Below are 25,321 nucleotides of genomic sequence, written 5' to 3'. Positions count from 1 at the left end.
CTCCTCATCGCCGGGACGCTGCTCAGAATGGTGTCGGGATGTGCCGGACTGCCAGCGCGAGTTCACGGTAGTCGCCGGCCTTCTGCCGCTTGGGGAGTTCGACGTCGAGCCCCGGGTACGGCTCGTAGGGCACCTGGCTGAGCAAGTGGCTGATGATGTTGAGCCGGCCGCGCTTCTTCACGTCGTTGTTGGCGACGTACCAGGGTGCCCAGGCGGTGTCGGTCGCTTCGAACATGGCGTCCCTGGCCCGGGAGTAGTCGTACCACCGTTTGTAGGACTTGAGATCCATTGGAGACAATTTCCAGGTTTTGCGGGGATCATCCATGCGACTCTTGAGCCGCCGGGTCTGCTCGTCAGCGCTGACCTCGAGCCAGTACTTGATCAGGATGATTCCAGCGTCGACCATCGCCTTCTCAAATATCGGAGTCATGTTGAGGAATCGCTGGGTCTCCTCCGGGGTGCAGAAGTTCATCACGCGCTCCACACCCGCACGGTTGTACCAGCTGCGATCAAAGATCACCACCTCGCCGGCCGCCGGGAAGTGGGACATGTAGCGCTGGAGGTACATCTGCGATTTCTCCCGCTCCGTCGGCGTGGGGAGCGCCACCACCCGGAACACCCGGGGGCTCACCCGCTCGACAATGCGCTTAATCGTTCCGCCCTTGCCGGCCGTGTCGCGGCCCTCGAAGACGATGCAGACCTTGGCTCCGGTGGCCTTCACCCACTCCTGCAGGGCGACCAGCTCACCTTGCAGGACGGCCATCTCCGCTTCGTACTTCTTGCGGGGCATTTTCTTCCCGGCCCGCTCGTCCTGTCCGTCGGCGCGCTTGTTCTTTTTCTTCTTCTTGCCCACTATCGACCTCCTGGCGGCGTACTTGCTGGGGCAATTCACAACACCCGGCAAGACTGGCACCCGACGAGACTGTCATTCGATGAGGCCGGCACCTTCGTCCCCGGGGACAGGGCCTGAAGTGCAGGCACCCTGTCGCGGGCACCTTCGTATAGCGTCCTACCACTCTTAGTGTTGACCGAGGTCGGGGCCCGGTCTACGGCACTAAGACCCTATTGGCGTGCCCGAGGAACCACGCCCCACGGCCGAGCCGGCCCCTGCTGCTGGGCGCAGGGGCCGGCCGTCTGGAGTCGGCGTTGACGCCGATCATGACGGGAATCCGCGTGATCGCGAGCCTGGCCGCGAGGCCGGTGCGCGAGTGGCGGCCGCCACTGAGACAGAGCATCTGCTGGCCACCTTGGGAAAACCCTAGGGACTACTCCTGGAGCCACTCCGCGCAGGAGTTCAGGTTCCGGGTGACGCTCTCGACGGCGGCAGCCTCGTCCCGGGCAGCAATCGCGGCCACGAGTTCGTCGTGGCCCTCGAGCGGCAGGCCGTTGAAGCCTCCCCGCCGCTGTTGGCGGAGCAGATCATTGTGGAAAACGCTGCCGAAGCTGACATACAGCTCATGCAGCAGCGGGTTGGCGGACGCGTGCGCCACGCGCACATGGAAATCCCAATCGGCGCGGGCCCACGCAGGATAGTCCCCGGCCAACCAGGCGGCACGGCGTGCGGTGAGCAAACCGCGCAGGGCGGCGAGGTCGTCGTCGGTCGCATGACGGGCAGCAAGCCGGGCTGCCTGGGTGTCCAGCCCGACCCGGACCTCGAGGATGTGTTCCTGGGAGTGGTCCTCATACATCCGCTGCGTGGCACCTGCGATCTCGCTCGTGGCGCGGACGTACGTGCCGTCCCCGCGGCGGACCTCGAGCATGCCGCTGTGGGCGAGCGCTTTGATGGCCTCGCGCAGCGTGCCGCGGGAGACCCCGAATGCGGCCATCAACTCAGGTTCGGCCGGAATGCGCTGTTGCAGGGGCCACTCACCCGAATGGATCAGGGACCGCAGCTTGGCGGTGATTTCCTCCGCCAGCGGCGGCCGGTGCGAGGCAGTGAGTGTCATCGCAGTGTTCCTTCTGCAGAGTGCGCCGTTCCTTCGGAAGTGTTCGCAGGTCCTTCTGACGAGTGTGCAGCGGCGCCCCGCATCTCGGCGGCCCGCAGTTCCTTGGCGCGCAGCTCCTTTGGTCCCGCCGACAGGAGGTGGCCTACCGCGATCTGGCCGAGGGCCACTGCCAGCAGGAGGGCCAGGGGCAGCGTCCAGGAGTTGGTGGCGCTGTGCAGCAGGCCCATGCCGAACGGCCCGAGGGTCGCGAGCAGATACCCGGCGGACTGGGCCACGGTGGACAGCGCGGTGGTCTCGGCCGTGGTCCGGCCGCTGCGGCTGATCATCACCATGACCAGCGGGAAGATACCGAGACCGAAGCCAAGCAGCACCGCGGTCAGTGAAGCCCAGGCGGCTGGCAGGACCAGCATGGCCAGGACGCCGAGGGCCATGGTCACGGTGGCCAGGTAGAACGCCGTCCGCAGCATCCGGGGTCGTGAGCCGATGGCGACCAACACCATGCCGGCGGGGACGGAGACGAGCTGCATGAGGCCGAACATGAGCCCGCTATCGGAGGCGGTGAGGCCCATCGTGACCAGCATGTAGGGGAACCAGCTGAGCACGGCATAGGCAAGGAGTGCCTGCACGGTGAAACCGAGGGTGATCAGCGCCCCGGTGCGGGTCCGCAGCAGGGGCCAGGGGGAAATCCGGGCGGCCTTGCCGGTGGACGCGTTGCGGTGGGCGTGCACCGCAATCGGAATGAAGCCGAGGCAGGCGCCCAAGGCCAGGAGGCCGATCGAACCGACGCCCGCCGAGGGAGAGCCAAGGGCGTGCGCCACCGGAACGATCAGCACGGCGGTGACGGTGGCACCTGTGGTCATGGTCAACGTGTAGACGGCGGTCATGAGGGACGTGCGGTCCGCGAAGTGCACCCGGATGAAGGAGGGCATGGCCACGTTGCAGATGGCCAGCCCGGACATCCCCGCCACGGTGCCGGCCAGCAGCATCCCGGTGGACGGAACTCCGCGGAGCAGCAGCCCCGCCGCCAGCATCACGAGGGAGAGCAGGATGGCTTTTTCCAGCCCCAACTGCCGGGTGAGCCAGGACGTGGCAGCTCCGGCCACCGCGAAACACAGTGTGGGGATCGAGGGGATCAAGGCCGCGATCAGCGGTCCGTAGCCCAGGACAGCCTGCAGGTCGTGGAAGAGTGCGGCGGCGCCGGTGATTCCGGCGCGCAGGTTGAGCCCGATGAGCACGAGGGCCACGACGCCGGCCACGATCACGCCGCGCGGGCGGGCCGCACCGGGTGGAGCTGTCTGGGAAAGTGCGGAAACCGCAGTGCTGCTAGCCATGTCTAAAGGTTAGACGTTTGATGTTTGGGAGTCAGCCTTTAGTGGCGAATATCTCGGCAAGTGACGCGTTCCGGAGGGCGATGCCGGTGCCGGCGCGGTGGGTGTCAGCGCGGGTGCCGGGCGCTGAGCCGCTGCACCGCCAGGGCGAGCCAGAGCTGCACCCGGTCCGCCGTTTGTGCGGGGTCGTAGCCGGTGAGTTCGGTGATCTGCGCCAGCCGGTAGCGGACCGTGTTGCGGTGCAGGGTGAGTTCCTCGGCGACGGCCGCCACCGAACCGTTGTTGCCGAGATAGCTTTCCAGTGTGGCCATGAGTTCGGCCCCGTGCGCCACGTCAAAGGCCCGCAGCGGGTTCAGCGATTCGTTGGCCATGTCCGCCAGCGGAACGTCCTCACTGGCCAGCAGCAGCGAGGTCAGGCTGAGGCGCTCGGGCTCGTTGACCGGCAGGCCGTGGCTGGCCGCGTCGCGTGCCTCGAAGTAGCTCCACCGCAGGCCGTTGGGCTTGGTGTAGGCCCCGCCGAGGCCGATCGTCGCGTGGATCCCGGCCTCCGCCAGGTGGTCGCTGAGGCTGCGGGCGAGGGCGCTGGCGCCGCTGCCGTCGTCGGGCATCACCACCACGAGGTCCTTCCCGACGACGGCGCTGACCGCCGCCTCGAGCGGCTGGGGCAGGGAAGAACTCCCTAGCTGTTTCTGGTGGGCGGCCGATTCGGCGAGCAGGACCACGTTCTTGCGGGTGCTGTTGATGCCGACGCCGGCGAGGCGCCGGGTGGCTTCGGAGGCCTCCAGCGTCCCGTGGATGACGTCGTCCAGGACCTGGCCGGCCAGCGCCCGCTGGGCCTGCCGCTGCTTGACCATGTTGTTGAGCTCGACGCTGATCAGGTTTTGGGCGTAGCCCACGATGCCCGAGTCCTCGAAAGGTTGCTTCACCCAAAGGGTGCAGGCATCGCGGCGGCCCGTGGGGATGGGATAGGACGCCCAGCCCTCGGCCTTGGGCGGCGGGTGGCCGGACACGCTGTTGTACAGCTGGGCGGTGAACTGGGTCAGGACGATTTCGGTGCGCAGCATCGAGCCCAGGTGCTTCAGGAGTTCGGCGAGGCCGCCGCCGGTCAGCAGGGCGCGGGCCAGGATCTGGTGCCCCGCGATGAGCCGCTCGAGCTTGACCAGGTGGTCCGCAGACTGGGCGTCGGCCACGAGCTTTCCGATCGCGATGAATGGCGTTTCGTACGGCACTTCCACTACCGGCAGCCCCCAGCGGTTGGCCTCGGCAATCAGGGCCGGCGGCACGGCGTCGTGGGTCAGCCCGACCCCAAACCCGATTCCCACCGCCCCTGCCCGCTGCACCTGACGCACGAACCGGCGCTGCTCCGCGGCGCTCTTGAGCCGCATCCCCGTCGTCAGGATCAGTTCACCGCCGTTGAGGAAGCGCTGCGGATCCTCCTGTTCGGTGACCGCAACCCAAAGAATGTCCTGATGCCAGGTGGTTTCGGCGAGGCCGGCCTTGGTGAGATTCAGGGACGGAACCCCCAGCAGGGCAGCGAGTGAAATGGCCATGGATTTAGGATAACCGGGTGCTGGTCAAGCGCACTAAAGTGTGGCGGACATGGTGTGCAGGTGCCTATTCCCTGACTTGCACAGCTGGCATAGGCTCGTGACCAGTCACACATCCGTCATTGGCAGTAAGAAAGAGGTTGTACACCGTGGTTCAAACCTTGCAGAACTTCATCAACGGCGAGTTTGTCACCCCCGCCGGCACCGGGTTGCTGCCCATTGTGAACCCCACCAACGGCGATGTGGTGGCGCAGGCGCCGATCTCGGTGCAGGCCGACGTCGACGCCGCCATGACGGCAGCCAAAAACGCGTTCAAGACCTGGAAGCACACCACCCCCGGGCAGCGGCAGCTCATGCTGCTCAAGCTCGCGGATGCCGTCGAGGCCAACAGCGACGAGCTGGTGGAGGCCCAGCACCGCAACACCGGCCAGGTCCGGTCCCTGATCGCCTCCGAGGAAGTCGCCGCAGGCGCTGACCAGCTGCGCTTCTTCGCCGGTGCCGCCCGCATCATGGAAGGCAAGTCCGCCGGCGAGTACTTCGAAGGCCACACCTCCTACGTGCGCCGCGAGCCGATCGGCGTCGTCGCCCAGGTTGCCCCGTGGAACTACCCGTTCCTCATGGCCATATGGAAGATCGGTCCCGCCCTGGCCGCCGGCAACACCGTGGTCCTCAAGCCCTCGGACACCACCCCGGAATCCACCCTGGTGCTGGCCCGGCTTGCCGGTGAGATCTTCCCGGCCGGCGTCCTGAACGTCGTCCTGGGCACCGGCGAGACCGGCGCCATGATGGTGGAGCACAAGGTCCCGGGCCTGGTCTCCATCACCGGTTCTGTCCGCGCCGGCATCGCCGTCGCCTCCGGCGCCGCCAAGGGACTCAAGCGCGCCCACCTGGAACTCGGCGGCAAGGCCCCGGCCATCGTCTTCGCCGACGCCGACATCAAGAAGAGCGCCGCGGCGATCGCCGAGTTCGCCTTCTTCAACGCCGGCCAGGACTGCACGGCCATCACCAGGGTCCTGGTCCAGGACTCGGTGCACGACGACGTCGTCGCCGCCATGGTGGAGCACACCAAGACCCTGCATACGGGCTCGCAGAACGACGAAGACAACTACTTCGGCCCGCTGAACAACGTCAACCACTTCAACGCGGTCACCTCCGTTGTGGAGCAGCTGCCGGCGAACTGCAAGATCGAGACCGGCGGCCACCGCGCGGGCGAGAAGGGCTTCTTCTTCGAGCCCACGATTGTCACCGGCGCCAAGCAGACCGATGACATTGTCCAGAAGGAAACGTTCGGCCCGGTCATCACGGTGCAGAAGTTCAGCACCGAAGACGAGGCAGTGGAGCTGGCGAACGACGTCGAGTATGCCCTGGCCTCCAGCGTCTGGACGTCCAACCACGGCACGGCCATGCGCCTGAGCCGCGACCTCGACTTCGGCGCCGTCTGGATCAACACCCACATTCTCCTCACCGCCGAAATGCCGCACGGTGGCTTCAAACAGTCCGGCTACGGCAAGGACCTGTCGATGTACGGCGTCGAGGACTACACCCGCATCAAGCACGTTATGTCTGCGTTGGACGCCTAACGCAGCCGCCTAACGCAGCCGCATAGCGCAGCCGCCTAAAGCGGATGCATAACGCGGCTGCCTAGCTCACCCTGACGCATAACTCGCGCGCTTCAACCGCACGCTTAGGAAGGCCTTCCCATGACCACCACCGCACATGACATCACCTACCGGCTCGAGCAGAAGCGCCGCGTCCAGGCCGACTTCCCGGGGCCCAAGTCCGTTGCCCTGACCGAGCGCCGCAAGGCGGTCGTCGCCGCCGGCGTCGCGTCCAGCGTCCCGGTCTTCGTGGCCGACGCCGACGGCGGCATCATCCACGACGTCGACGGCAACTCCTTCATCGACCTCGGCTCCGGCATCGCCGTGACGAGCGTCGGCGCCTCGGACCCCGCCGTCGTCGGCGCGGTGAAGGAAGCCGTGGAGCACTTCACCCACACCTGCTTCATGGTCACCCCGTACGAGGGCTATGTCGCCGTCGCCGAGCAGCTGAACCGCCTCACCCCGGGCGACCACGAAAAGCGCACAGTGCTGTTCAACTCCGGCGCCGAGGCTGTCGAAAACGCCGTGAAGGTGGCCCGCCTGGCCACCGGCCGGGACGCCGTCGTCGCGTTCGACCACGCCTATCACGGCCGCACCAACCTGACCATGGCGCTGACCGCCAAGGCCATGCCGTACAAGACCAACTTCGGCCCGTTTGCGCCCGAGGTCTACCGCATGCCGATGAGCTACCCGTTCCGCGAGGAAAACCCGGAGATCACCGGTGCCGAGGCCGCCAAGCGCGCCATCACCATGATCGAGAAGCAGATCGGCGGCGAGCAGGTTGCCGCGATCATCATCGAACCCATCCAGGGCGAGGGCGGCTTCATTGTCCCGGCCGACGGCTTCCTTCCCGCGCTGGCGGACTGGGCAAAGGACAAGGGCATCGTCTTCATCGCCGATGAGGTCCAGTCCGGCTTCTGCCGCACCGGCGAATGGTTCGCCGTGAACCACGAGGGTGTTGTCCCGGACATCATCACCATGGCCAAGGGCATCGCCGGCGGCATGCCGCTCTCCGCCATCACCGGCCGCGCCGACCTCCTCGACGCAGTCCACCCGGGCGGCCTCGGCGGCACGTACGGCGGCAATCCGGTGGCGTGCGCGGCCGCGCTGGCCGCGATCGGCTCGATGGAGCAGTACAACCTCAACGGCCGGGCCAAGCACATCGAGGAGATCGCCCTCGGCAAGCTGCGCGAACTCGCAACTGAGCAGCCCGTGATCGGTGACGTCCGCGGCCGTGGCGCCATGCTGGCCGTTGAACTCGTTCAGCCCGGTTCCAAGGAGCCCAACCCGGAGCTGACCAAGGCCGTGGCCGCAGCCTGCCTCAAGGAGGGTGTCATCATCCTCACCTGCGGCACCTATGGCAACGTCATCCGGCTGCTGCCGCCACTGGTGATCAGCGACGAGCTGCTGCTGGACGGCCTCGCGGTCCTGGCCGCGGCCATCAAGGCCAACGCCTAGCCCACGGCCCAACGCACGGCCCAGCGGGCTGCCGGGAAGGCAATCCCTTCCCGGAGACCGGTCTTTCCCGAACAGCGGGGGACACAACGGAGGAGCCGCGGACACGTCGTCCGCGACTCCTCCGTTTTCCGTGGTTCCCGTTCTTTCGCCGTTTCGTCAGCGTCGCCGGCTGCCGACGGCGACACGCTGGCCGCCGCGCTGACGGACGGGGACTGCGACGGCGGCTGGCTGCCGGCCGAGGACGGCGGGGCCGGCGGCGCGCAGGGGTCAGGAGCGCCAGGAGCGCCAGGGTGCCCACTCCCGCGGTGCGCGACCCGGTCCTGCGGTTGAGGATGGCGTTCATGGCGGGCTCCCCTCGACCATCCCAGCGTAGGCCCAGAAGTTTGTCCTGCTCAGGGTCGATAGTCACCACCTTTCGGGGCCCGCTGGACTAGAGTCGTTCCTATCCACTGCAGGAGCGCAGACCGGCCGACGTCGCCCGGAACCCCCGGGGCGCAGCTGGCGTCTGCCACAGACCCATAAGGGGTTCACACATGCGATACGTAGTCGGCTATACACCCACCGAACGCGGCGCGGACGCCGTCGCCTTGGCGTCGGCCATGGCCCGCGCGCAGGGAGCGCATCTCGACCTGGTCTACGTGGTGGACAGGCACACGCCTTATGTAGCGATGAACCCGGAAGGGAACCGGGTCAGTGCCGCCGAACAGCAGGTCCTCGCGGCGGAGCGCCAGGGAATGGAACTGGTCCCTGAGGGGCTGGAAGCGCACTTCCATGTCCGCCAGGCGGAATCGTTCGCAGCTGGCCTGATCGACGCCGCCCTCGAGTACCGGGCCGGCCTGATTGTGGTGGGTGCCGCAAGCCATGGCTTGTTTAAGCGCCATACCGTGGGCAACGTGGCCAACGCCCTGCTGCACGCCGCCCCGGTTCCGGTAGCACTGGCGCCGCACGGCTACCGCCGGACCGAAGCCATCACACGTCTGACCCTCGCCGTGGGCCAGCGCGTGGGAGCGGAGGCGGCGATCGACGTCGCGATTGAATCCGCCGAGCGCCGCGGGGTGCCGCTTCGGCTGGTCTCCCTCGTGGAACTGGACGTCGAGGGGGACGGCGGGGAAAACGTCAACGCTGCCCATATCCACGCCAACACCATTCTGGCCGCCGCCGCGCACCGTCTGCCGGAGGGCCACCGCGTCAGCGTGGAGGTCGCGCACGGCCGCACGATCGAGGAAGCAATCGACGATCTGGAATGGGACGACGGCGAGGTGATGATCGTCGGGTCTTCGCGCTTGGCGGAGAAGTACAAGCTGTTCATCGGCAGCACGGCTTTCAAGGTACTGCGGGCGCTCCCAGTTCCGATGGTCGTGGTCCCGCGCGACTACCAGCGGGTGGATACCTTCCCGGAGGTGTGAGGCCTGGAGGTCTGGGGCCGCGGGGCCAAGACCGCCCAGTACGCGGGAATGCTGCCGGGCGGTCCACCGGTCTCCATCGGCACTGTCTTCAGGACAGTGGCACCCTCCGTGATGAGGGTCCAGCGGTCCGAGGGGAACACGCGCGAGCGTTGCCTCGCGCCGAAATGCCCCGGTTTCGGCAGGGCAGAAATGGCTTGGCGGAGCGGTCCGGGGATCTTTTCGCCTGTGGCGCCCAGGCCCCGCAGGTAGCTGAGCGCGCCGCCCGGGACGTTCGTCTCGACGACATAGATTCGGCCCTGGGCACCAAGGAGGGCTTCGATGGAGCCTGCGAGGCGTGCCTGCCGTCGCCGGCTGAGGACGTGGAACACCCCGCGGACAAAGACGTTGGCGTCGCCGAGTTCGCGCCAGAGCCCGGCCGCCGCAGCCGGCTGCGTGGCATCCAGGCTCCGGAAACTGAGGCCCGGAACGTGCGGGTGCGCGGACCGCGCGGCTGCTACGGCCTCGGGAGAGACGTCGACGCCCAGGACCGACGGAAAGATCTCGGTCAGCCGCCGAGTGATGGCGCCGTTCCCGCAGCCGAGATCGATCAAGGGGAGGCTGGTATCCATCGCGTTGGCCATGGCCTGCAGGTGGTGCCGGATCTCTTCGTTCCCGGCGCCGGGGGCGGCATCCCAGATGATCGGTTCGCTAAGGGAGCCAAGGGAGACTCCGCGCCAGAAGGCGTCCCAGCGCCGGTCCGGGCGGCTGGGACGGTGCAGGGACAATGCCGCAACCTTGGCCACCAGACGGAGCGTGTCCGCCGCATTATCCATGCCCAGTCTGCGTGTGCGTGTTCCTGCGCTGCGTGTACCCGCTTTGTGCGTGCCCGCTTTGTCCGTGCCCGCCGGAACCGGTCCGCTCACGCGACGGCACCGTCTTTGTGCGCGAGCAGATCCGTCATGGCCGGCACCGACAGTGGACGGCTGAAGAAGTACCCCTGACCGAATTCGCAGTTCAGCTGCCGCAGCCTGTTCGCCTGCTCCCTGTCCTCGATGCCCTCGGCGACCGCGCCCAGTCCGGCCGAATGGATCAGTTGCAGGATGGCCGCGACGAATGTCTCCTGTTGCCGGTCTGTGGTCAGTCCGTCGAGGAGGGACTTGTCGATCTTTGCTTGCGCGGCCGGGAGGGTGCGCAGGTAGCTGATGGACGAATAGCCCGTGCCGAAATCGTCGATCTCGATCCGGACACCGAGGTCATTGAGCGACTGCATGGTGGCTGCCACTTCCGGGCCGCCGCGCATGATCGCGGTTTCGGTGATCTCGATTGAGACGTGGCAGGGCTCGACGCCGTGCCGGGCCAGCAGGCTTTCGACATAGGGCGCCAGATCGACGTGGTGCAGGTCAGCGGGGGAGAGATTGATGTGCGTGCTGAAGTCTGCCGGAAGCCCGGGATCGGACTTCCAGCGGCCGGTTTGCGCGATGGCGTTCCGGAGTACCCAGTGGCCGATTTCCACGGTGAGCCCGGCCTCGTCGGCGGCATCGAGGAACTTATCTGGCGCCAGCAGGCCCAAGGCGGGGTGACGCCAGCGGATCAGAGCCTCGGCGCCGGCAATGGCTCCTGTGCGCAGGTCCATGATGGGCTGATATTCCAGCTCTAGCTGGTCCATCGCCAGCGCCGTCCTCAGCTCCGCCACCTGGTGGACGCGCTGCTTGGCGGCCTCGTGCATGGCCGCGGAAAAGACCTGGAGGGTGTCCCGCCCGCGTTTCTTGGCCTCGTGAATGGCGATGTCGGCATCGCGGATGAGCTCCTCGCTGCGCAGGCCGGTTTCCCCCAGCCGGACACCGGTTCCGGCAGTGAGGGCCACCGCGACACCGCCGGCGACGATTCTGTCCTTCAGCGATTCGCCGAGCCGGGCCGCGATCTGCAGCACCGCCTCTGTGTCCTGGTCCGCGACAAGCACCGCGAACTCATCGCCGCTGAGGCGCGCGATCAGGTGGCCGGCCCCGGCCGCCGCGCGAAGGCGCAGGGCCGCCTCGCGCAGCACGGCGTCTCCCGCGGCATGGCCAAGGCTGTCGTTGATGAGCCGGAAGGAATCGAGGTCCAGCAGGATGAGGGCCGGCTGGTGTCCCGCGCCGGCGGCGGCAACGGCCTCGGCCACCTTTTCCCGCAACAGCGAGCGGCTGGCCAGGCCGGTCAGCTCGTCGGTGTTGATGACGCGGCGGAGTTCGGCTTTGGCCGCCTCCAGGAGCGCGGTCCGCTCAGCAACCCGGACTTCCAGGTCCTCGTACATGCTTTGGAGCTCTTCGGCCAGCAGGTTGATGCCCGTGGTGACGGCGTCAATGCCGTCCCGTGCGGGTGAGACCGGCAGGCGGTTCGAGAGATCGCCCGCGGACAGTACGACAATGCCGTCCACGAGTTCCTCGAGGCGGCGGTCATCCTCAGGCCCTGTCATGACCCTGCGCGGTCAGCCAGCGGACCGCCTCATCGCCGTCGGTGAAAAAGCGGGTGGGAACCGGCGCCGAATTGACGCCCAGGAAGAAATTGGCGAGAACCCGGTCCACGGCGGACGAGCCGAGGAGCGCTATTGCTGAGGCGTCGCAGCGCTTGGCGAACACAGCCCGGGCGGCCCGGCTGACGGACTGTGTGGTGGCCATGTCGATCAGCAGCGGCGTGGGCCGGCCGCCGCACAATTCATTGACACGGTCCATTGCCAGTTGGGCGTTGGGGGCATCAATCACAACGCCCCGGGCCCACTCGAGGCGCAAGATGCCGCTGCTGTCGAAGTCCAGGGACGAGATGTCCCGCCCGCCCGGAGTTTCACGATCCTCTTCTGGCACCAGCAATCCTCAATTTCGCCCCGACGTGTGCATTCATGATGACACTAATGCACAGCGGCCGTGGTGCGCAGGCAGCAGCCCCCAAAGGCAGTAGCGCAGGGCAGTATCGCGCGGCAGTAACCCTAGGCGGCGGCGCGGGCCAGTTTCCGGGTCACGGAGTTCTTCCGGGCAGCGAGCAGCATGTCCACAGTCAGGACCAGCAGCGCCAGCCAGACGACGCCGAAACCGACCCAGCGGTCCGGCGTCATGGCTTCCTTGAACACGACGAGGGCCACGATGAACTGCAGGACAGGTGCGAAGTACTGCAGCAGGCCGATCGTGGTCATCGGCAGCCGGCGGGCAGAGGCGCCGAAGAACAGCAGTGGCACGGCGGTGATGACGCCCGAGGCCACCAGCAGCCAAAAATGCCCGGCACCGTTTGAAGCCAGGCTTGCCGCCCCGCTGACCGCCAGGACGATCATCGTGGCCGCGGCCACTGGCGCCAGCACGATCGTCTCCACGGTCAGGCTGGTGAGCGCGTCCGCCCGAGGGCCGACGCGCTTCTTGACGAATCCGTACAGTCCGAAGCTCAGCGCAAGCGTCAGCGCGATCCAGGGGAGCTTGCCGTAGGAGACCGTCAGCACCCCGACGGCAACGAAACCGATGCCGACGGCGGTCCACTGCAGCGGGCGCAGCTTCTCCTTCAGGACAAAGACCCCCAGCAATACGGAGACCAGCGGGTTGATGAAGTAGCCCAAAGAGGCCTCGACGGCCTGGCCGGTGGTTACGCCGCAGGTATACGTCAGCCAGTTCACCGCGATCAGAGCTGCGGCGATGGACAGCGGGCCGATCACCGTGCGGTTCCGGAACGCGGCTCCGAGCACCCGCCAGGAGCGGGTCACGGTGATCAGCAAGGTGCAGAAGATCAGGGACCAGACCACACGGTTGGCCACGATCTCGACGGCGCCGGCGGGTGCCAGCACAAAGAAGTACAGGGGCAGCAGCCCCCAGAGCCCGTAAGCGCCGATGCCAAACACGATCCCCGCCGTCGTGTCCTTGTCTACCGGTGCCAGTCCAGCTGGCCGGGCCGGCGCGGCCCCTCCCGCAGCGGCTACGGCGCTCGGCGCTGTCAGTGGGGCGGGGGAGAAAGATCCATCGGGCTTAGGCACAAGATCAATAACACCACCCCCGCGGCGCCTATTCCTGCCGATCGGAGCACGAGCCAGCCGGCGACATTTAGAATAGGGGCCTGTGCGCTGTATCTACTGGCGCTGTCCCTAAGACTCAGAAGGGCTCCCGGTGTCCACCTCGGCCGAATCCACATCCACTCGTCCCCTCCGTGTCGCGATTGTTGGCGCCGGTCCGGCCGGCGTCTACGCCGCGGACATCCTGACGAAGTCCAATGAGGTCAAAGGCGGCGACTTCCAGGTCAGCATCGATCTCTTCGAGGCATATCCGGCACCGTACGGCCTCATCCGGTACGGCGTGGCCCCTGACCATCCGCGGATCAAGGGCATCGTCAACGCGCTGCACAAGGTCCTGGACCGCGGCGACATCCGGTTCCTCGGCAACGTCACCTATGGCCGGGATCTGACGCTGCACGACTTCCGGGCGTTCTATGACGCCGTCATCTTCTCCACCGGAGCCATCAAGGACGCGGACCTGGATATTCCCGGGATCGGCCTGGAGGGTTCCTTCGGCGGCGCAGACTTTGTCTCCTGGTACGACGGCCACCCGGACGTGCCGCGGGAGTGGCCGCTGGAGGCCAAGGAGATTGCGGTGATCGGCAACGGCAACGTGGCCCTCGACGTGGCCCGCATGCTGGTCAAGCACGCCGACGAACTCCTTGTCACGGAAATCCCGGACAACGTCTACCGGGCACTGAAGGATTCGCCCGTCACCGACGTCCATGTTTTTGGCCGCCGCGGCCCGGCCCAAGTGAAGTTCACGCCGCTGGAGTTGCGCGAACTCAGCCACGCCAAGGACGTGGACATCGTCCTTTATCCGGAGGATTTCGAGTTCGACGATGCCTCGGATGAGGCCATTCGCAGCAACAACCAGATCCGGACCATGGTCAACACCCTGACGAACTGGCTCGTCGAGGAGCACGCCGAGGCCGAGGAACCGTCCTCGCGCCGGCTTCACCTGCATTTCCTGCACAGCCCCGTGGAGATCCATGACGACGCCGCGACTCCTGGCAAGGTCGCCGGGATCAAGTTCGAACGCATGGAGCTGGACGGCACCGGGAACGTCAAAGGCACCGGGGAGTTCCTCGACTACCCGGTCCAGGCCGTCTACCGGGCGATCGGCTACCACGGCTCGCCGCTGGATGAGCTGGAATACGACGCCCGCCGCGGCGTTGTCCCGAACGAAGGCGGCCGCGTGCTCGACGCCGAGGGGAACGCGGTGCCCGGAATCTACGCCACGGGCTGGATCAAGCGCGGGCCTGTCGGGCTGATCGGCCACACCAAGGGCGACGCGCTGGAAACCATCGGCTTCCTGCTGGAGGACCGGCTGACGCTGCCTCCGGCGCAGAACCCGGACCCGCAGGCCATCATCGACCTGCTTCAGGAGCGCGGCATCGAATTCACCACGTGGGAAGGGTGGATCAAGCTCGATGCCCATGAGCTCGCCCTCGGCGCCGAATGGTCCGCGGCGCAGTCCGCCGACGGGATCGAGCGGGAGCGCATCAAAGTTGTGCCGCGCGAGGACATGATCGAGATTTCCCGCGGGTAGCCAGCGCTACGCCAATTTTTCCACGCTGCGCAAAATGCCTGGCGCGCAGGATATTCCGGCCGCGGGGGTATTTTCGCGCGTCGGGGACGCGATGGCGCGTCGCGGGGCTGTCCGCCACCGCAGCACGGGCACTGGGGGCATGCGGTGGGCAGGACGGCGCATCACTCTGGCGGGGGTGCGGAAGGCCCACTAGACTGGGCCGGACGTGGCGGCCTTCGGTACGCCGTCGAGCCCGTCCAGTGGGAGTTCAATGAGGAATCTGGTCCGTCCGGCAGCTCTGTTACCGCCCGCGGGCGGGGTCACCGCGCAGCTGCGCCAGCAGCATGCCAGCACCGCGCACGAGGAACTGGACTCGCGCGGATTCGCTTTCTCTGGGAACCTGCAACTGCCTGGGCTCAGCCGCGTGATCCAGGAGTCGTGGCGGCGTTCGGCGCAGCTGCACGCCAATCCGGACAACCCCGAGGCGCCGCTGGCCATGGACCGCGAGGAACTCGAAGAATACCGCCGCCAGCACCCGCTGGCCGCCATCATGCCCGTGATCCATAAGCTCTTGGTCCTGCCGAGCTATGACAGCGGAATGCTGGTAGCCGTGGGGGATGAGCTCGGCAGGCTGCTCTGGGTGGAAGGCGACGCAGCCCTGCAGCGCCGGGCCGAGGGCATGATGTTCGTCCCCGGCGCCGATTGGTCCGAGGCGACAGTCGGCACCAGCGCCCCCGGCACCGCGCTGGCTCTCGGCCGGGGAATCCAGATCTCCGGTGCCGAACACTACAAGCGCTCGGTGCATCCGTGGAGCTGCACGGCTGTGCCGTTCCACGATCCGGATTCCGGCGCGCTGCTGGGGGTTGTGGACATCACCGGCACGGAGTCGGCCGTGGCCCCGCATACGTTGTCGCTCGTCGAGGCGACGGTCGCCGCGGCCCAGGCGCACCTGCGGGTGGAACGGCTGCAACTGGCCGCGGCAGGGCAGTCCTCGCCGTCGCGGCGGCGGAGCCCGGAGCCAGGAACGCCCGGGGCGCCGGCCGCCAACAGCCTCTACCGCGACAGCCTCCAGCTGCTCGGCCGCGATCAGGCCCTGCTCAGCATTGACGGGCGCACCGTGGCACTGTCCGCCCGGCACAGTGAGATCCTGGCCCTCCTCAGCACCCACCCCGCGGGGCTGAACGCCGAGGAACTCTGCGCCCTCCTCTACCCCGGGGAGGCCTCCACCATGACACTGCGCGCGGAGATGGTGCGGCTGCGCAAGGTGCTTCAGCAGCTCCATCCCGGTGCCGTCCCGGAATCACGCCCGTACCGCTTGCCGCTGAACCTGGTTGCCGACGCCGGACAGGTGCTGGACTGCCTGCAGCGCGGTGCGCACCGGATAGCGCTGGAAATCTACCGCGGCGCCGTGTTGCCCCGCTCCGAGGCCCCCGGCATCGTGGAGCTGCGGGGCAGGGTCTCGGCACTGATGCGGGAGGCCCTGCTGACGGACGGCAGCGCCGAATCGCTCCTGAAGTACGCCGCACTCCCTGAGGCCAAGGACGACGTCGAGGTCCGCATCGCCGCGCTGAAGCTGCTGGCGCCGCGCTCGCCCAAGCGTGCCGCCGTCGTCGCCGATCTGGAACGGCTTGACCGGGAACTGAGCGCCTGACCATCTCGGCTTGCCGCGGCAAGCCGCGACGCCCGGCCCGTGACCGGGCTCACGCAGTTGCAACCTGACTGCAACCTTCGCGCGCCTACGCTGGGTGCAACGGGGGCCGGAAGCGCCTTGCTGCCCCCATCTTGCACAGCAAAGGAGCTAGCAATGACTGTTTACGCCCAGCCCGGTACCGAGGGCTCGAAGGTCACCTTCAAGGACCGCTACGAAAACTGGATCGGCGGCGAGTGGGTTGCCCCGGTCAAGGGCCAGTACTTCGAGAACATCACCCCGGTGACCGGCAAGGCGTTCTGCGAGGTGGCCCGGGGCACCGCCGAGGACATCGAACTGGCCCTGGACGCCGCCCACAAAGTCGCGCCCTCCTGGGGCAAGACCTCCGTGGCCGAGCGCGCCGCGATCCTGAACAAGATTGCCGACCGCATCGATGAGAACACCGAGATGCTGGCCGTCGCCGAATCCTGGGACAACGGCAAGCCGATCCGCGAGACCCTCAACGCCGATATTCCGCTGGCCGCGGACCACTTCCGCTACTTTGCCTCTGCCGTCCGCGCCCAGGAGGGCCGGCTCTCCCAGCTCGACGACGACACCACCGCCTACCACTACCACGAGCCGCTCGGCGTCGTCGGCCAGATCATTCCCTGGAACTTCCCCATCCTCATGGCCGTCTGGAAGCTCGCCCCGGCGCTCGCCGCCGGCAACGCGGTGGTGCTCAAGCCCGCCGAGCAGACACCGTCCTCGATCCTGGTGCTGATGGAGCTCATCAGCGACATCCTGCCGGCCGGCGTGGTCAACGTGGTCAACGGCTTCGGCGTCGAGGCCGGAAAGCCGCTGGCCTCCAGCCCCCGGATCCGCAAGATCGCCTTTACCGGCGAGACCACCACGGGCCGCCTGATCAGCCAGTACGCCAGCCAGAACCTGATCCCGGTCACCCTGGAACTCGGCGGCAAGAGCCCGAACATCTTCTTCAACGACGTCGCGGAGTCCAACGACGCCTTCTACGACAAGGCCCAGGAGGGCTTCACGCTCTTTGCCTTCAATCAGGGCGAGGTCTGCACCTGCCCGTCCCGGGCCCTGGTCCAGGACGGCATCTACGACTCCTTCATGGCCGACGCCATCGCCCGCACGCAGAAAATCATCCAGGGCAACCCGCTGGACACCGAGACGCAGCTCGGCGCCCAGGCCTCCAATGACCAGCTGGAGAAGATCCTTTCCTACATCGACATCGGCAAGCAGGAGGGCGCCAAGCTGCTCACGGGCGGCGCCCGCGCCGAACTGTCCGGCGACCTGGCTGGCGGCTACTACGTGCAGCCGACCATTTTCGAGGGCCACAACAAGATGCGGATCTTCCAGGAGGAGATCTTCGGCCCGGTGGTGTCCGTGACGCGCTTCAGTGATTACAGCGACGCCATGGGGATCGCCAACGACACCCTCTACGGCCTTGGCGCCGGCGTCTGGTCCCGCAACGGCAATGTTGCCTACCGTGCCGGCCGCGAGATCCAGGCGGGGCGCGTGTGGGTCAACAACTACCACGCCTACCCGGCCGGTGCCGCGTTCGGCGGGTACAAGTCCTCCGGCATCGGCCGCGAGAACCACTCGATGATGCTGGACCACTACCAGCAGACTAAGAACCTCCTGGTCAGCTACAACGAAAACAAGCTCGGCTTCTTCTAAGCCGCATTGACCCGGGCGGGGCGGATCGGCAGTGATCCGTCCCGCCCGCACCATTTTCCGACCAGCCAGGGAGACCCCGATGACGCAAACCAGGCTCGATGCCGCCGTGACCCGCCCCGGCGAGGACTTCTCCCGGGTGGCGCTCACTTCCGAGGCCGTGGAACTGCTGCGAATGCTGTGGCTCCAGCACGGCCCGCTGATGTTCCACCAGTCCGGGGGCTGCTGCGACGGGTCCTCACCGATGTGCTACCCGGCAGGGGAGTTCATCACGGGGGACGCGGACGTCCTGCTGGGCCTGTTCGATGTCTCTGACGGGCTGCAGCCCCAGCCGCTGGAATTCTGGATGTCGCGGGAGCAGTTCAACTACTGGAGTCACACGCACCTGACTGTCGACGTCGTTCCGGGCCGGGGGAGCGGGTTCTCCGTCGAAGCGCCGGAAGGCAAGCGGTTCCTGATCCGCTCGACGCTGATGGAGTGGCCCGTCTGAGGCTCATCTGACAGGTTTCCGTGGGCTGTTCCGGGCCCATCCTGGCGGGGGTCTGGGGCTGGTCCGCGGCCGCCCCCACCCCGGCCTGCGTCTCACTATGCGGGACAAATCGGGCCGTCCAGTGGATGGGCACTACGATAGATAGGTCTGTTTCCAAACCAGTTATCGAGATTGCGGACTTTCCTATGAACCTTTTCCGGACCAAATCCATCGAGCAGTCCATGTCCGACGCCGATGAACCCGGACGCAAGCTGAAGCGCTCGTTAAGCACGTGGGACCTCATGATCATGGGGGTCGCGGTTGCCGTGGGTGCCGGGATCTTCTCGGTCGGCGCCAAGGCCGCGGCGAACTTCGCCGGCCCCGCCGTGACCATCTCCTTCGCGATCGCCGCCGTCACCTGCGCGCTCGCCATCATGTGCTACGCCGAGTTTGCCACGGCCATCCCGGTGGCCGGTTCCGCCTACGTCTTCACGTACGCGACCATGGGTGAGATCCTCGCGTGGATTATCGGCTGGAACCTGATCCTCGAACTCTTCACCGCCGGCGCCGTGATCGCGAAGTACTGGGGCATCTACCTCAGCAAGGTCTTTGCGCTCATGGGCGTGGACATTCCGCCGTCGATCTCCCTGGGCGGTGTCGACCTCTACTGGGGCGCCTTCTTGATTGTTGCCATCTTCACGGTGCTGCTGGTCCTCGGGACCAAGCTCTCTGCCCGCGTCGGCAACATCTTCACGCTGATCAAGATCGCGGTGGTCCTCTTCGTGATCGTCGTCGGCTTCACGTACCTGAAGTTCGAGAACTACACCCCGTTCGTTCCGGCCTCCGAGCCGACCGGAGGCACCGGCACCGCCGATGTCCTCAAACAGTCCTTCTTCGGCTTCCTGACCGGTGCGGCCCCCGCCCAGTACGGAACCCTGGGAATCTTCGCCGGCGCCGCCCTGGTCTTCTTTGCCTTCATCGGCTTCGACGTCGTTGCCACGTCGGCTGAAGAGGTTAAGAACCCGCAGAAGACGCTGCCCCGCGGCATTTTCGGTGGCCTGGCCATCGTCACGGTCCTCTACATCCTGGTGTCGCTGGCACTGACCGGCATGGTGTCCTACACGAAGCTGGCTGAGGCCAAGAACCCGACACTCACCACCGCCTTCGAGGCCGTTGGCAATACTGACGCCGCCAAGGTCATCGCCTTCGGCTCCCTGGTGGGCCTTACCACCGTCATCATGGTGCTGCTCATGGGCCTGTCCCGCGTGGTCCTCGCGATGAGCCGCGACGGCCTGCTTCCGCGCTCCCTGTCCAAGACCAGTGCCGCGCGTGGAACACCGGCCCGCCTCCAGATCATCTGCGGCGCCGGAGTTGCCCTCGTTGCCGGCCTGACCAATGTGGACCTGCTGGAGGAAATGATCAACATCGGGACCCTGTCCGCCTTCGTGATGGTCAGCCTTGGCATCCTGGTGCTCCGCAAGAAGCGTCCCGACTTGAAGCCGGCCTTCCGCGTCCCGTTCGGCAAGGTGCTCCCCATCGTCTCTGCCGTCCTGTGCCTGTACCTCATGACGAACCTCGCCGTGGAGACCTGGATCTTCTTCGCCATCTGGCTGGTGATCGGCGTCGCGATCTACTTCGCCTACGGCCAGCGCCACTCCAGGCTGAACGAAAAGTTCGCGGAGGCCCGCGCCTCCGTGAACGGCCCGGGCACGGCAAGTGCCGTCAACACGGCCGCACCGGCCGCGGAGAACGACGAGGACGCCCTGACCCGCTCCTGATCAGGGGAGCCCTCGGTCCTCGGTCCTTTGTCGTCGAAGTCGCCGGAACCGTGCGCGTTCGCTGGAAACTTCCGGCGTGCTCGCACGGTTCCGGCGACTTCGGCGTTTGGGCCCGCGCTCCCCGTTGGCATGCGCTCCCTAAGATGGACACATGGCCCGCCCAGCAAGACCGGAACGCAAATCAGAGTTGTTGTCGGCGATTCTCGACTACCTCATGGACAAGACGCTGGCGGAACTGACGTTCCGCAGCCTCGCCGACGGGTTGGGCGTCAGCAGCTTCGTCCTGGTGTACCACTTCGGCAACCGCGAGCAGCTGATCAACGAGATCATCCGCGGCATCGAATCCCGGCTGGACAGCGTCCGTGCCACCGACGTCAGGGACATCGACAGGGATGCGTGGCGTGCCTTCTTCTTGGAGTCCTGGCAGTGGACCATGGCACAGCGCAACCGGCACCTGGCCCGGCTTGAATTCGAGGCGACTGCGCAGGACGTTGTGGCCGCGGCGCCGCGCGGCACCGCCCCGGAGCACTTCCGGATGCTGCACGAGAAGGCCCGGGACTGGCTCATCATCCAGGGCATCCTGCCGGAGTTCGCGGACACCGACGCCCGCCTGTTCACCGCAGCGTTCTATGGGCTCCAGTTCGATTTCGTCGTCAACAACCAGCCCGAGGAAGCCACCAAGGCCTTTGAGCTGATGATGCTGGTCTTCTTCAACAATCTCGACAGGCGCCTGGCCACCGACGGACAGCACATCTGAGCTGAATCTCAGGGAGCGGCGTAGCGGCCCTCCCATTCCACGAGGGGGCGCAGATCCTCCCAGCGCCGTGCCACTTCCTCCACCGCCCCGGGCCCGGCAAGCCAGCCGGGTTGGCCCACATTGACCCCGGCCGTGAGCGACTTGTGCTTGAGCAACTCCGCCCGGGGATGGTCCTTCTCGAAGCCCCGCGGCACCGTCTTCAGACGTTCGCCCTCCACCGCGAACCCCGCTGCCTCGACCTTGCGCACGATCTCCTGCAGGGCCTCGCCGCTGGCGGGATCATCTACGGCGCCGCGGAACCGTGTCAGTTGGGCCGGGGTATGTGTGTGGCAGCCGCCGCCGATCAGCAGGCCGTCGGCGCTGAGCTGGATGTAGAAGCCCACTCCTTCGTCCAGCGCCGCGAATGCCCCCTGCGCGGTCTTGTAGGGCGACTTGTCCGGCGAGAACCGGACATCCCGGTTGGGGCGAAAGAGCTTGGCCGGGCCGAAGCGTGGCTCCAGCTCGGCCAGCAGCTCGGTTAGCGGCCCTTTTACTGCGGCGTCGTAGACCGGCTTGTGCTCCAGCCACCAGTCCCGGCTGTTGTTCTGTTCAAGATCGGCGTAGAACCGGAAGGCGTCATCCGGAATGCCTGCAAATGCGGTCATGCCCAAATCCTACGGAGCCGCAGCACACAGTGGCGAGGGGAACGCGCGCCCATGTGGATAACGGCAGAACGCCCCGCCACGGAGGTCCGTGGCGGGGCGTTCTAGTGGCTCAGACGGTTACCGGTGCAGCCAGCCCTAGAATCGGCCGGCCGTTCAGGCAACCCTCGACGCATAGATCAGACCTTGTTGGCGGCCTCTGCGTCGGACTCAACCTGGCCGGCGCCGAGGTTGGCGCGCAGCTTGGCGCCGAACTCGGCGTCGACGTTGGTCCAGTACTGGATGGCACGTTCCTTGATGCCGGCGTTCTTGACGCCGCTGACGGCGCCGGTGACGGTCTCCAGCAGGCGGGCCTTCTCGCCGTCGTTGAACACCTCGCGGTACAGCGTGCCGGCCTGGCCGAAGTCGTTGTCCTCGGCGTGCAGGGAGTGCGCGGAGTGCGTGAGCGCGCCGTCGTTCTCCCAGCCGCCGCCGGCAATGGCGGGCTCAACCGCGGCCGGGCCGCCCACGGAGTTCGGTGCGTATACCGGAACGGACGGGGCGTTGAAGTGGTAGCGCCCGGCGCCGTCCTGGCTGTAGTTGTTGACCTGGTTCTGCGGCGCGTTCACCGGGAGCTGGGCGTGGTTGGTGCCGACGCGGTAGCGGTGCGCATCCGCGTAGGAGAAGATGCGGGCCTGCAGCATCTTGTCCGGGGAAGCGGCGATGCCGGGCACGAAGTTCGACGGCGCGAAGGTTGCCTGCTCGATCTGCGCGAAGTAGTTCTCCGGGTTCTTGTTCAGCTCCATGGTGCCGACCTTGATCAGCGGGTAGTCCGCGTGCGGCCACACCTTGGTGAGGTCGAAGGGGTTGAAGCGGTACGTCTTGGCGTCCTCGTACGGCATGACCTGGACGTGCAGGTCCCAGGACGGGAAGTTGCCGGCGGCAATGTTTTCCTGGAGGTCGCGGATGTAGAAGTCACCGTCAGCGCCGGCAAGAGCCTCGGCCTCGTCACCGGACATGGACTTGACGCCCTGGTTGGACTTGAAGTGGTACTTGACCCAGAACCGCTCGCCCTCGGCGTTGATCCACTGGTAGGTGTGCGAGCCGTAGCCCTGCATTTCACGCCAGGAGGCCGGCAGGCCGCGGTCGCCCATGAGCCAGGTGACCTGGTGGGCGGACTCGGGGGAGAGGGTCCAGAAGTCCCACTGCATGTCGGCATCGCGCAGGTGGGTGCCCGGGAGGCGCTTCTGGGAGTGGATGAAGTCCGGGAACTTGATGCCGTCGCGGATGAAGAACACCGGAGTGTTGTTGCCGACGAGGTCGTAGTTGCCCTCGGTGGTGTAGAACTTCACGGCGAAACCGCGGGGGTCGCGCCAGGTGTCGGGGGAGCCTGCCTCGCCGGCAACGGAGGAGAAGCGAATGAGCATGTCCGTCTCGGTGCCGGGCTGGAACAGCGCGGCCTTGGTGTACTTCGAGACGTCCTCGGTGGTCTTGAAGCTACCGAAGGCGCCGCCGCCCTTGGCGTGCACGACGCGCTCCGGGACGCGCTCGCGGTTGAACTGCGCGAGCTTCTCGATCAGGTAGTGATCGGTCAGGATGATCGCGCCGTCGGCACCGACGGACTTGGAGTGCGCATCGGAAGTGACGGGGGCACCGGACTGTGTTGTGGACACGGCGGGCGCAGAGATGATCTCAGTCATCGTTCTCCTTTGGTTGGGTTTCTTAGTTTCGTTCGGAGGGAAGTTGTTGGGTGCGCTGGCAGTCCTGGCAGATGCCCTGGTACAGCACGTCCGCGATCTGGATGGTCATCGGCTTGGCGTTCGCGTCCCAGTGCGGGGTCAGGCAGGGCGCGTGGCCCACGGCGCATTCGACGTCCTCCACGCGCCCGCAGCTGATGCACACGGCATGGTGGTGGTTATCTCCCACCCGGGTTTCGTACAGCGCGGGGGAGTGCGGGGGTTCGAACCGGCGCAGCATGTGCAGATCGGTGAGATCCCCCAGGACCACATAGACGGACTGCGCGGTCAGGTCCGGCAATTCCTGCCGGGCGGCGGCAAGGATAGCCTCCGCCGGCGAATGCGGGTGATGTTCGACGGCGGCCAGCACGGCCAGGCGCTGCTTGGTCACCCGGCGGCCGCGGGCACGCAGGGCGGCTGCCCATGCATCGTGGGTGCCCGAGGAATCCGTCATACCCTCATTCAAGCACTTATTATGACTGTCTCACAATAAGGCGCGGTTAACATTTTCAGCCGCGTCCAAGGCGTCCGCGGTTCGCCACTAGAGTTGCCGGGTGGGGAAATTTTTGGCGGACATCACGCCGCTGCGTGAAAGTCCGGCCTTCCGCCGCCTGTGGCTGGGGTCCGCCGTTTCCGCACTGGGCAGCCAGCTGACCCTCGTGGCCGTGAGCCTGGAGATCTACCGGCTGACCCAGGACAGCCTCTATGTGGGCCTGCTGAGCCTCTTCGCCCTCGTGCCGCTGGTGTTCGGCGGCCTCCTGGGCGGCTCGATCGCCGACGCCCACGACCGCCGCACGGTGGCCCTCCTGGCCTCGTCCGTCCTCTGGCTGACCACGGCCGCGCTGGCCCTGCAGGCATGGATGCAGCTGGGCAATGTGTGGCTGCTCTACGCACTGGTGGCGGTGCAGAGCGGCGCCCAGGCCATCAACCAGCCCGCCCGCAGCGCGATCATCCCCGTCCTGGTGCGCAAGGAACTGCTGCCGGCCGCAAACGCCCTCAGCATGATGATTTTCGGCCTGACCATGACTGCCGGTCCGCTGCTGGCCGGGGTCCTGGTGGCGTGGATCGGGTTCGGCTGGACCTACACGATCGACGTCGTCAGCTTTGCGTTTGCGTTCTGGGCGCTCCTGAAGCTGCCGCCCATGCCGCCCGGGGAGCATGCCAGGGCGGCCGGGCTGCGTTCCGTGGTGGAGGGATTCCGTTTCCTTGGGACCCGGCCCAACCTCCGCATGACGTTCGTGATCGACCTCGTGGCCATGATCTTTGCCCAGCCCCGGGCGCTGTTGCCCGCCATCGGCGCTCTGATGATTGGCGGCGGCGAGGCCACGGTGGGCATCCTGCTGGCCTCAATGGCCGTGGGGGCGTTCCTGGCCGGCCTGTTTTCGGGGCCGCTCGGCGGTGTTCGCCGGCAGGGCACCGCCGTCGTGTGGTCCGTGATGGGCTGGGGCGCCTCGGTCGGGGCCTTCGGCCTGGTGGTGGTCCTGGCGGGCCAGACCAGAGACGGCGGCGTGACGATGTGGCTGCTGCCGGCCGCCCTGTGCTGCGCGCTGGCCGGCATCGCGGATTCAGTAAGCGCAGTCTTCCGGACCACCATCCTGCAGGCTTCCACCCCGGACCACCTGCGCGGGCGGCTGCAAGGTGTGTTTGTGGTGGTGGTGGCCGGCGGACCCCGGATCGGGGACTTGCTCGCTGGCGGCGCGACTAAACTCTTGAACGAGGAATGGGTTCTGCTGATCGGCGGCGTGATGTGCATGGCCGTGGCCAAGACGGTAGCCCGCGTGCAGTTCGGATTCGTGCGCTACGACGCGCGGAACCCGGTGCCGTAGCGGTTCGTTTTTATTGG

At 66.8% G+C, this 25,321-nt stretch carries 22 protein-coding genes; 10 read left to right on the top strand and 12 right to left on the bottom strand.

Translation table 11 applies throughout. The features are described from left to right. Positions 1-22: 22 nt before the first annotated feature. The 5 genes from ppk2 to AC1DKQ_RS02280 form a co-directional block, all read right to left on the bottom strand. A complete protein-coding gene (gene ppk2, locus AC1DKQ_RS02300) occupies positions 23-853 on the bottom strand; it encodes a polyphosphate kinase 2 (RefSeq protein ID WP_476918092.1) in 831 nt (276 codons plus the stop codon). 193 nt (positions 854-1,046) lie between these two features. Continuing rightward, positions 1,047-1,235, bottom strand: coding sequence for a hypothetical protein (locus AC1DKQ_RS02295; RefSeq protein ID WP_476918091.1), 189 nt, complete (start codon positions 1,233-1,235; stop codon positions 1,047-1,049). A gap of 30 nt (positions 1,236-1,265) precedes the next feature. Then, positions 1,266-1,946 carry a FadR/GntR family transcriptional regulator gene (locus tag AC1DKQ_RS02290; RefSeq protein ID WP_476882546.1) on the bottom strand — a complete coding sequence of 227 codons (681 nt, stop codon included), beginning with the start codon at positions 1,944-1,946 and terminating at the stop codon, positions 1,266-1,268. Then, the gene (locus AC1DKQ_RS02285; RefSeq protein WP_476918090.1) at positions 1,943-3,277 is read right to left on the bottom strand and encodes an MFS transporter; all 1,335 of its coding nucleotides are present in this window, start codon (positions 3,275-3,277) and stop codon (positions 1,943-1,945) included. Before AC1DKQ_RS02285 ends, AC1DKQ_RS02290 begins: the two co-directional genes overlap by 4 nt. Positions 3,278-3,381: 104 nt before the next feature. Continuing rightward, positions 3,382-4,824 (bottom strand): PucR family transcriptional regulator, encoded by a 1,443-nt coding sequence (locus tag AC1DKQ_RS02280; RefSeq protein ID WP_476918089.1) that lies wholly within the window; start codon positions 4,822-4,824, stop codon positions 3,382-3,384. Between the two features lie 146 nt (positions 4,825-4,970). On the opposite strand from AC1DKQ_RS02280, the gene AC1DKQ_RS02275 reads away from it, so the two are divergent. From AC1DKQ_RS02275 to AC1DKQ_RS02265, 3 genes are all read left to right on the top strand, one after another. Continuing rightward, entirely contained in the window at positions 4,971-6,401 is a 1,431-nt protein-coding gene (locus AC1DKQ_RS02275; protein ID WP_476918088.1) for a gamma-aminobutyraldehyde dehydrogenase, read from the top strand. A gap of 120 nt (positions 6,402-6,521) precedes the next feature. Continuing rightward, positions 6,522-7,877, top strand: coding sequence for a 4-aminobutyrate--2-oxoglutarate transaminase (gabT, locus tag AC1DKQ_RS02270; protein WP_476918087.1), 1,356 nt, complete (start codon positions 6,522-6,524; stop codon positions 7,875-7,877). A 533-nt stretch (positions 7,878-8,410) separates the two neighbouring features. Further along, on the top strand, positions 8,411-9,283 hold the full coding sequence (locus AC1DKQ_RS02265) for a universal stress protein (protein WP_476918086.1): 873 nt from the start codon (positions 8,411-8,413) through the stop codon (positions 9,281-9,283). Here the strand turns inward: AC1DKQ_RS02265 and AC1DKQ_RS02260 are convergent. The 4 genes from AC1DKQ_RS02260 to rarD all read right to left on the bottom strand — a co-directional run bounded on the left by AC1DKQ_RS02260 (position 9,250) and on the right by rarD (position 13,247). Further along, positions 9,250-10,095: a class I SAM-dependent methyltransferase gene (locus AC1DKQ_RS02260; RefSeq protein ID WP_476918085.1), complete on the bottom strand. Its 846-nt coding sequence runs from the start codon at positions 10,093-10,095 to the stop codon at positions 9,250-9,252. The two genes, AC1DKQ_RS02265 and AC1DKQ_RS02260, sit on opposite strands and share 34 nt — an antisense overlap. A gap of 86 nt (positions 10,096-10,181) precedes the next feature. Further along, positions 10,182-11,714 carry a putative bifunctional diguanylate cyclase/phosphodiesterase gene (locus tag AC1DKQ_RS02255; RefSeq protein WP_476918084.1) on the bottom strand — a complete coding sequence of 511 codons (1,533 nt, stop codon included), beginning with the start codon at positions 11,712-11,714 and terminating at the stop codon, positions 10,182-10,184. After that, the gene (locus AC1DKQ_RS02250; RefSeq protein WP_476918083.1) at positions 11,701-12,105 is read right to left on the bottom strand and encodes a DUF7793 family protein; all 405 of its coding nucleotides are present in this window, start codon (positions 12,103-12,105) and stop codon (positions 11,701-11,703) included. The genes AC1DKQ_RS02255 and AC1DKQ_RS02250 overlap by 14 nt, the downstream gene beginning before the upstream one ends. Positions 12,106-12,221: 116 nt before the next feature. Then, positions 12,222-13,247, bottom strand: a complete 1,026-nt coding sequence (gene rarD, locus AC1DKQ_RS02245; RefSeq protein ID WP_476918082.1) for an EamA family transporter RarD — start codon at positions 13,245-13,247, stop codon at positions 12,222-12,224. Between the two features lie 130 nt (positions 13,248-13,377). Between rarD and AC1DKQ_RS02240 the strand changes: the two genes are divergently transcribed. The 6 genes from AC1DKQ_RS02240 (at position 13,378) to AC1DKQ_RS02215 (ending at position 21,122) form a co-directional block, all read left to right on the top strand. Continuing rightward, positions 13,378-14,814, top strand: a complete 1,437-nt coding sequence (locus AC1DKQ_RS02240) for an FAD-dependent oxidoreductase (protein WP_476882556.1) — start codon at positions 13,378-13,380, stop codon at positions 14,812-14,814. Positions 14,815-15,064: 250 nt separating this feature from the next. Continuing rightward, positions 15,065-16,444 (top strand): GAF domain-containing protein, encoded by a 1,380-nt coding sequence (locus AC1DKQ_RS02235; RefSeq protein WP_476918081.1) that lies wholly within the window; start codon positions 15,065-15,067, stop codon positions 16,442-16,444. A 153-nt stretch (positions 16,445-16,597) separates the two neighbouring features. Beyond that, the gene (gene exaC / locus AC1DKQ_RS02230) at positions 16,598-18,121 is read left to right on the top strand and encodes an acetaldehyde dehydrogenase ExaC (protein ID WP_476882558.1); all 1,524 of its coding nucleotides are present in this window, start codon (positions 16,598-16,600) and stop codon (positions 18,119-18,121) included. A gap of 79 nt (positions 18,122-18,200) precedes the next feature. Then, positions 18,201-18,608 (top strand): DUF779 domain-containing protein, encoded by a 408-nt coding sequence (locus tag AC1DKQ_RS02225; RefSeq protein ID WP_476918080.1) that lies wholly within the window; start codon positions 18,201-18,203, stop codon positions 18,606-18,608. Positions 18,609-18,793: 185 nt separating this feature from the next. Further along, on the top strand, positions 18,794-20,365 hold the full coding sequence (locus AC1DKQ_RS02220; protein WP_476918079.1) for an amino acid permease: 1,572 nt from the start codon (positions 18,794-18,796) through the stop codon (positions 20,363-20,365). A gap of 151 nt (positions 20,366-20,516) precedes the next feature. Next, positions 20,517-21,122, top strand: a complete 606-nt coding sequence (locus AC1DKQ_RS02215) for a TetR/AcrR family transcriptional regulator (protein ID WP_476882561.1) — start codon at positions 20,517-20,519, stop codon at positions 21,120-21,122. 8 nt (positions 21,123-21,130) lie between these two features. Here AC1DKQ_RS02215 and AC1DKQ_RS02210 read toward each other — a convergent pair whose 3' ends face one another. The 3 genes from AC1DKQ_RS02210 to AC1DKQ_RS02200 form a co-directional block, all read right to left on the bottom strand. Beyond that, positions 21,131-21,766 carry a DUF2461 domain-containing protein gene (locus AC1DKQ_RS02210; RefSeq protein WP_476882562.1) on the bottom strand — a complete coding sequence of 212 codons (636 nt, stop codon included), beginning with the start codon at positions 21,764-21,766 and terminating at the stop codon, positions 21,131-21,133. A 176-nt stretch (positions 21,767-21,942) separates the two neighbouring features. After that, positions 21,943-23,442 (bottom strand): catalase, encoded by a 1,500-nt coding sequence (locus AC1DKQ_RS02205; RefSeq protein WP_476918078.1) that lies wholly within the window; start codon positions 23,440-23,442, stop codon positions 21,943-21,945. A 22-nt stretch (positions 23,443-23,464) separates the two neighbouring features. Beyond that, positions 23,465-23,932, bottom strand: coding sequence for a Fur family transcriptional regulator (locus AC1DKQ_RS02200; protein WP_476918077.1), 468 nt, complete (start codon positions 23,930-23,932; stop codon positions 23,465-23,467). 100 nt (positions 23,933-24,032) lie between these two features. Between AC1DKQ_RS02200 and AC1DKQ_RS02195 the strand changes: the two genes are divergently transcribed. Continuing rightward, a complete protein-coding gene (locus tag AC1DKQ_RS02195; protein WP_476918076.1) occupies positions 24,033-25,304 on the top strand; it encodes an MFS transporter in 1,272 nt (423 codons plus the stop codon). Positions 25,305-25,321 lie beyond the last annotated feature (17 nt).

It is taken from the genome of Arthrobacter sp. 05L421, assembly GCF_056397785.1.
Note: the sequence above shows the minus strand (reverse complement) of the source record. Positions and strands in the feature narration are given on the sequence as shown.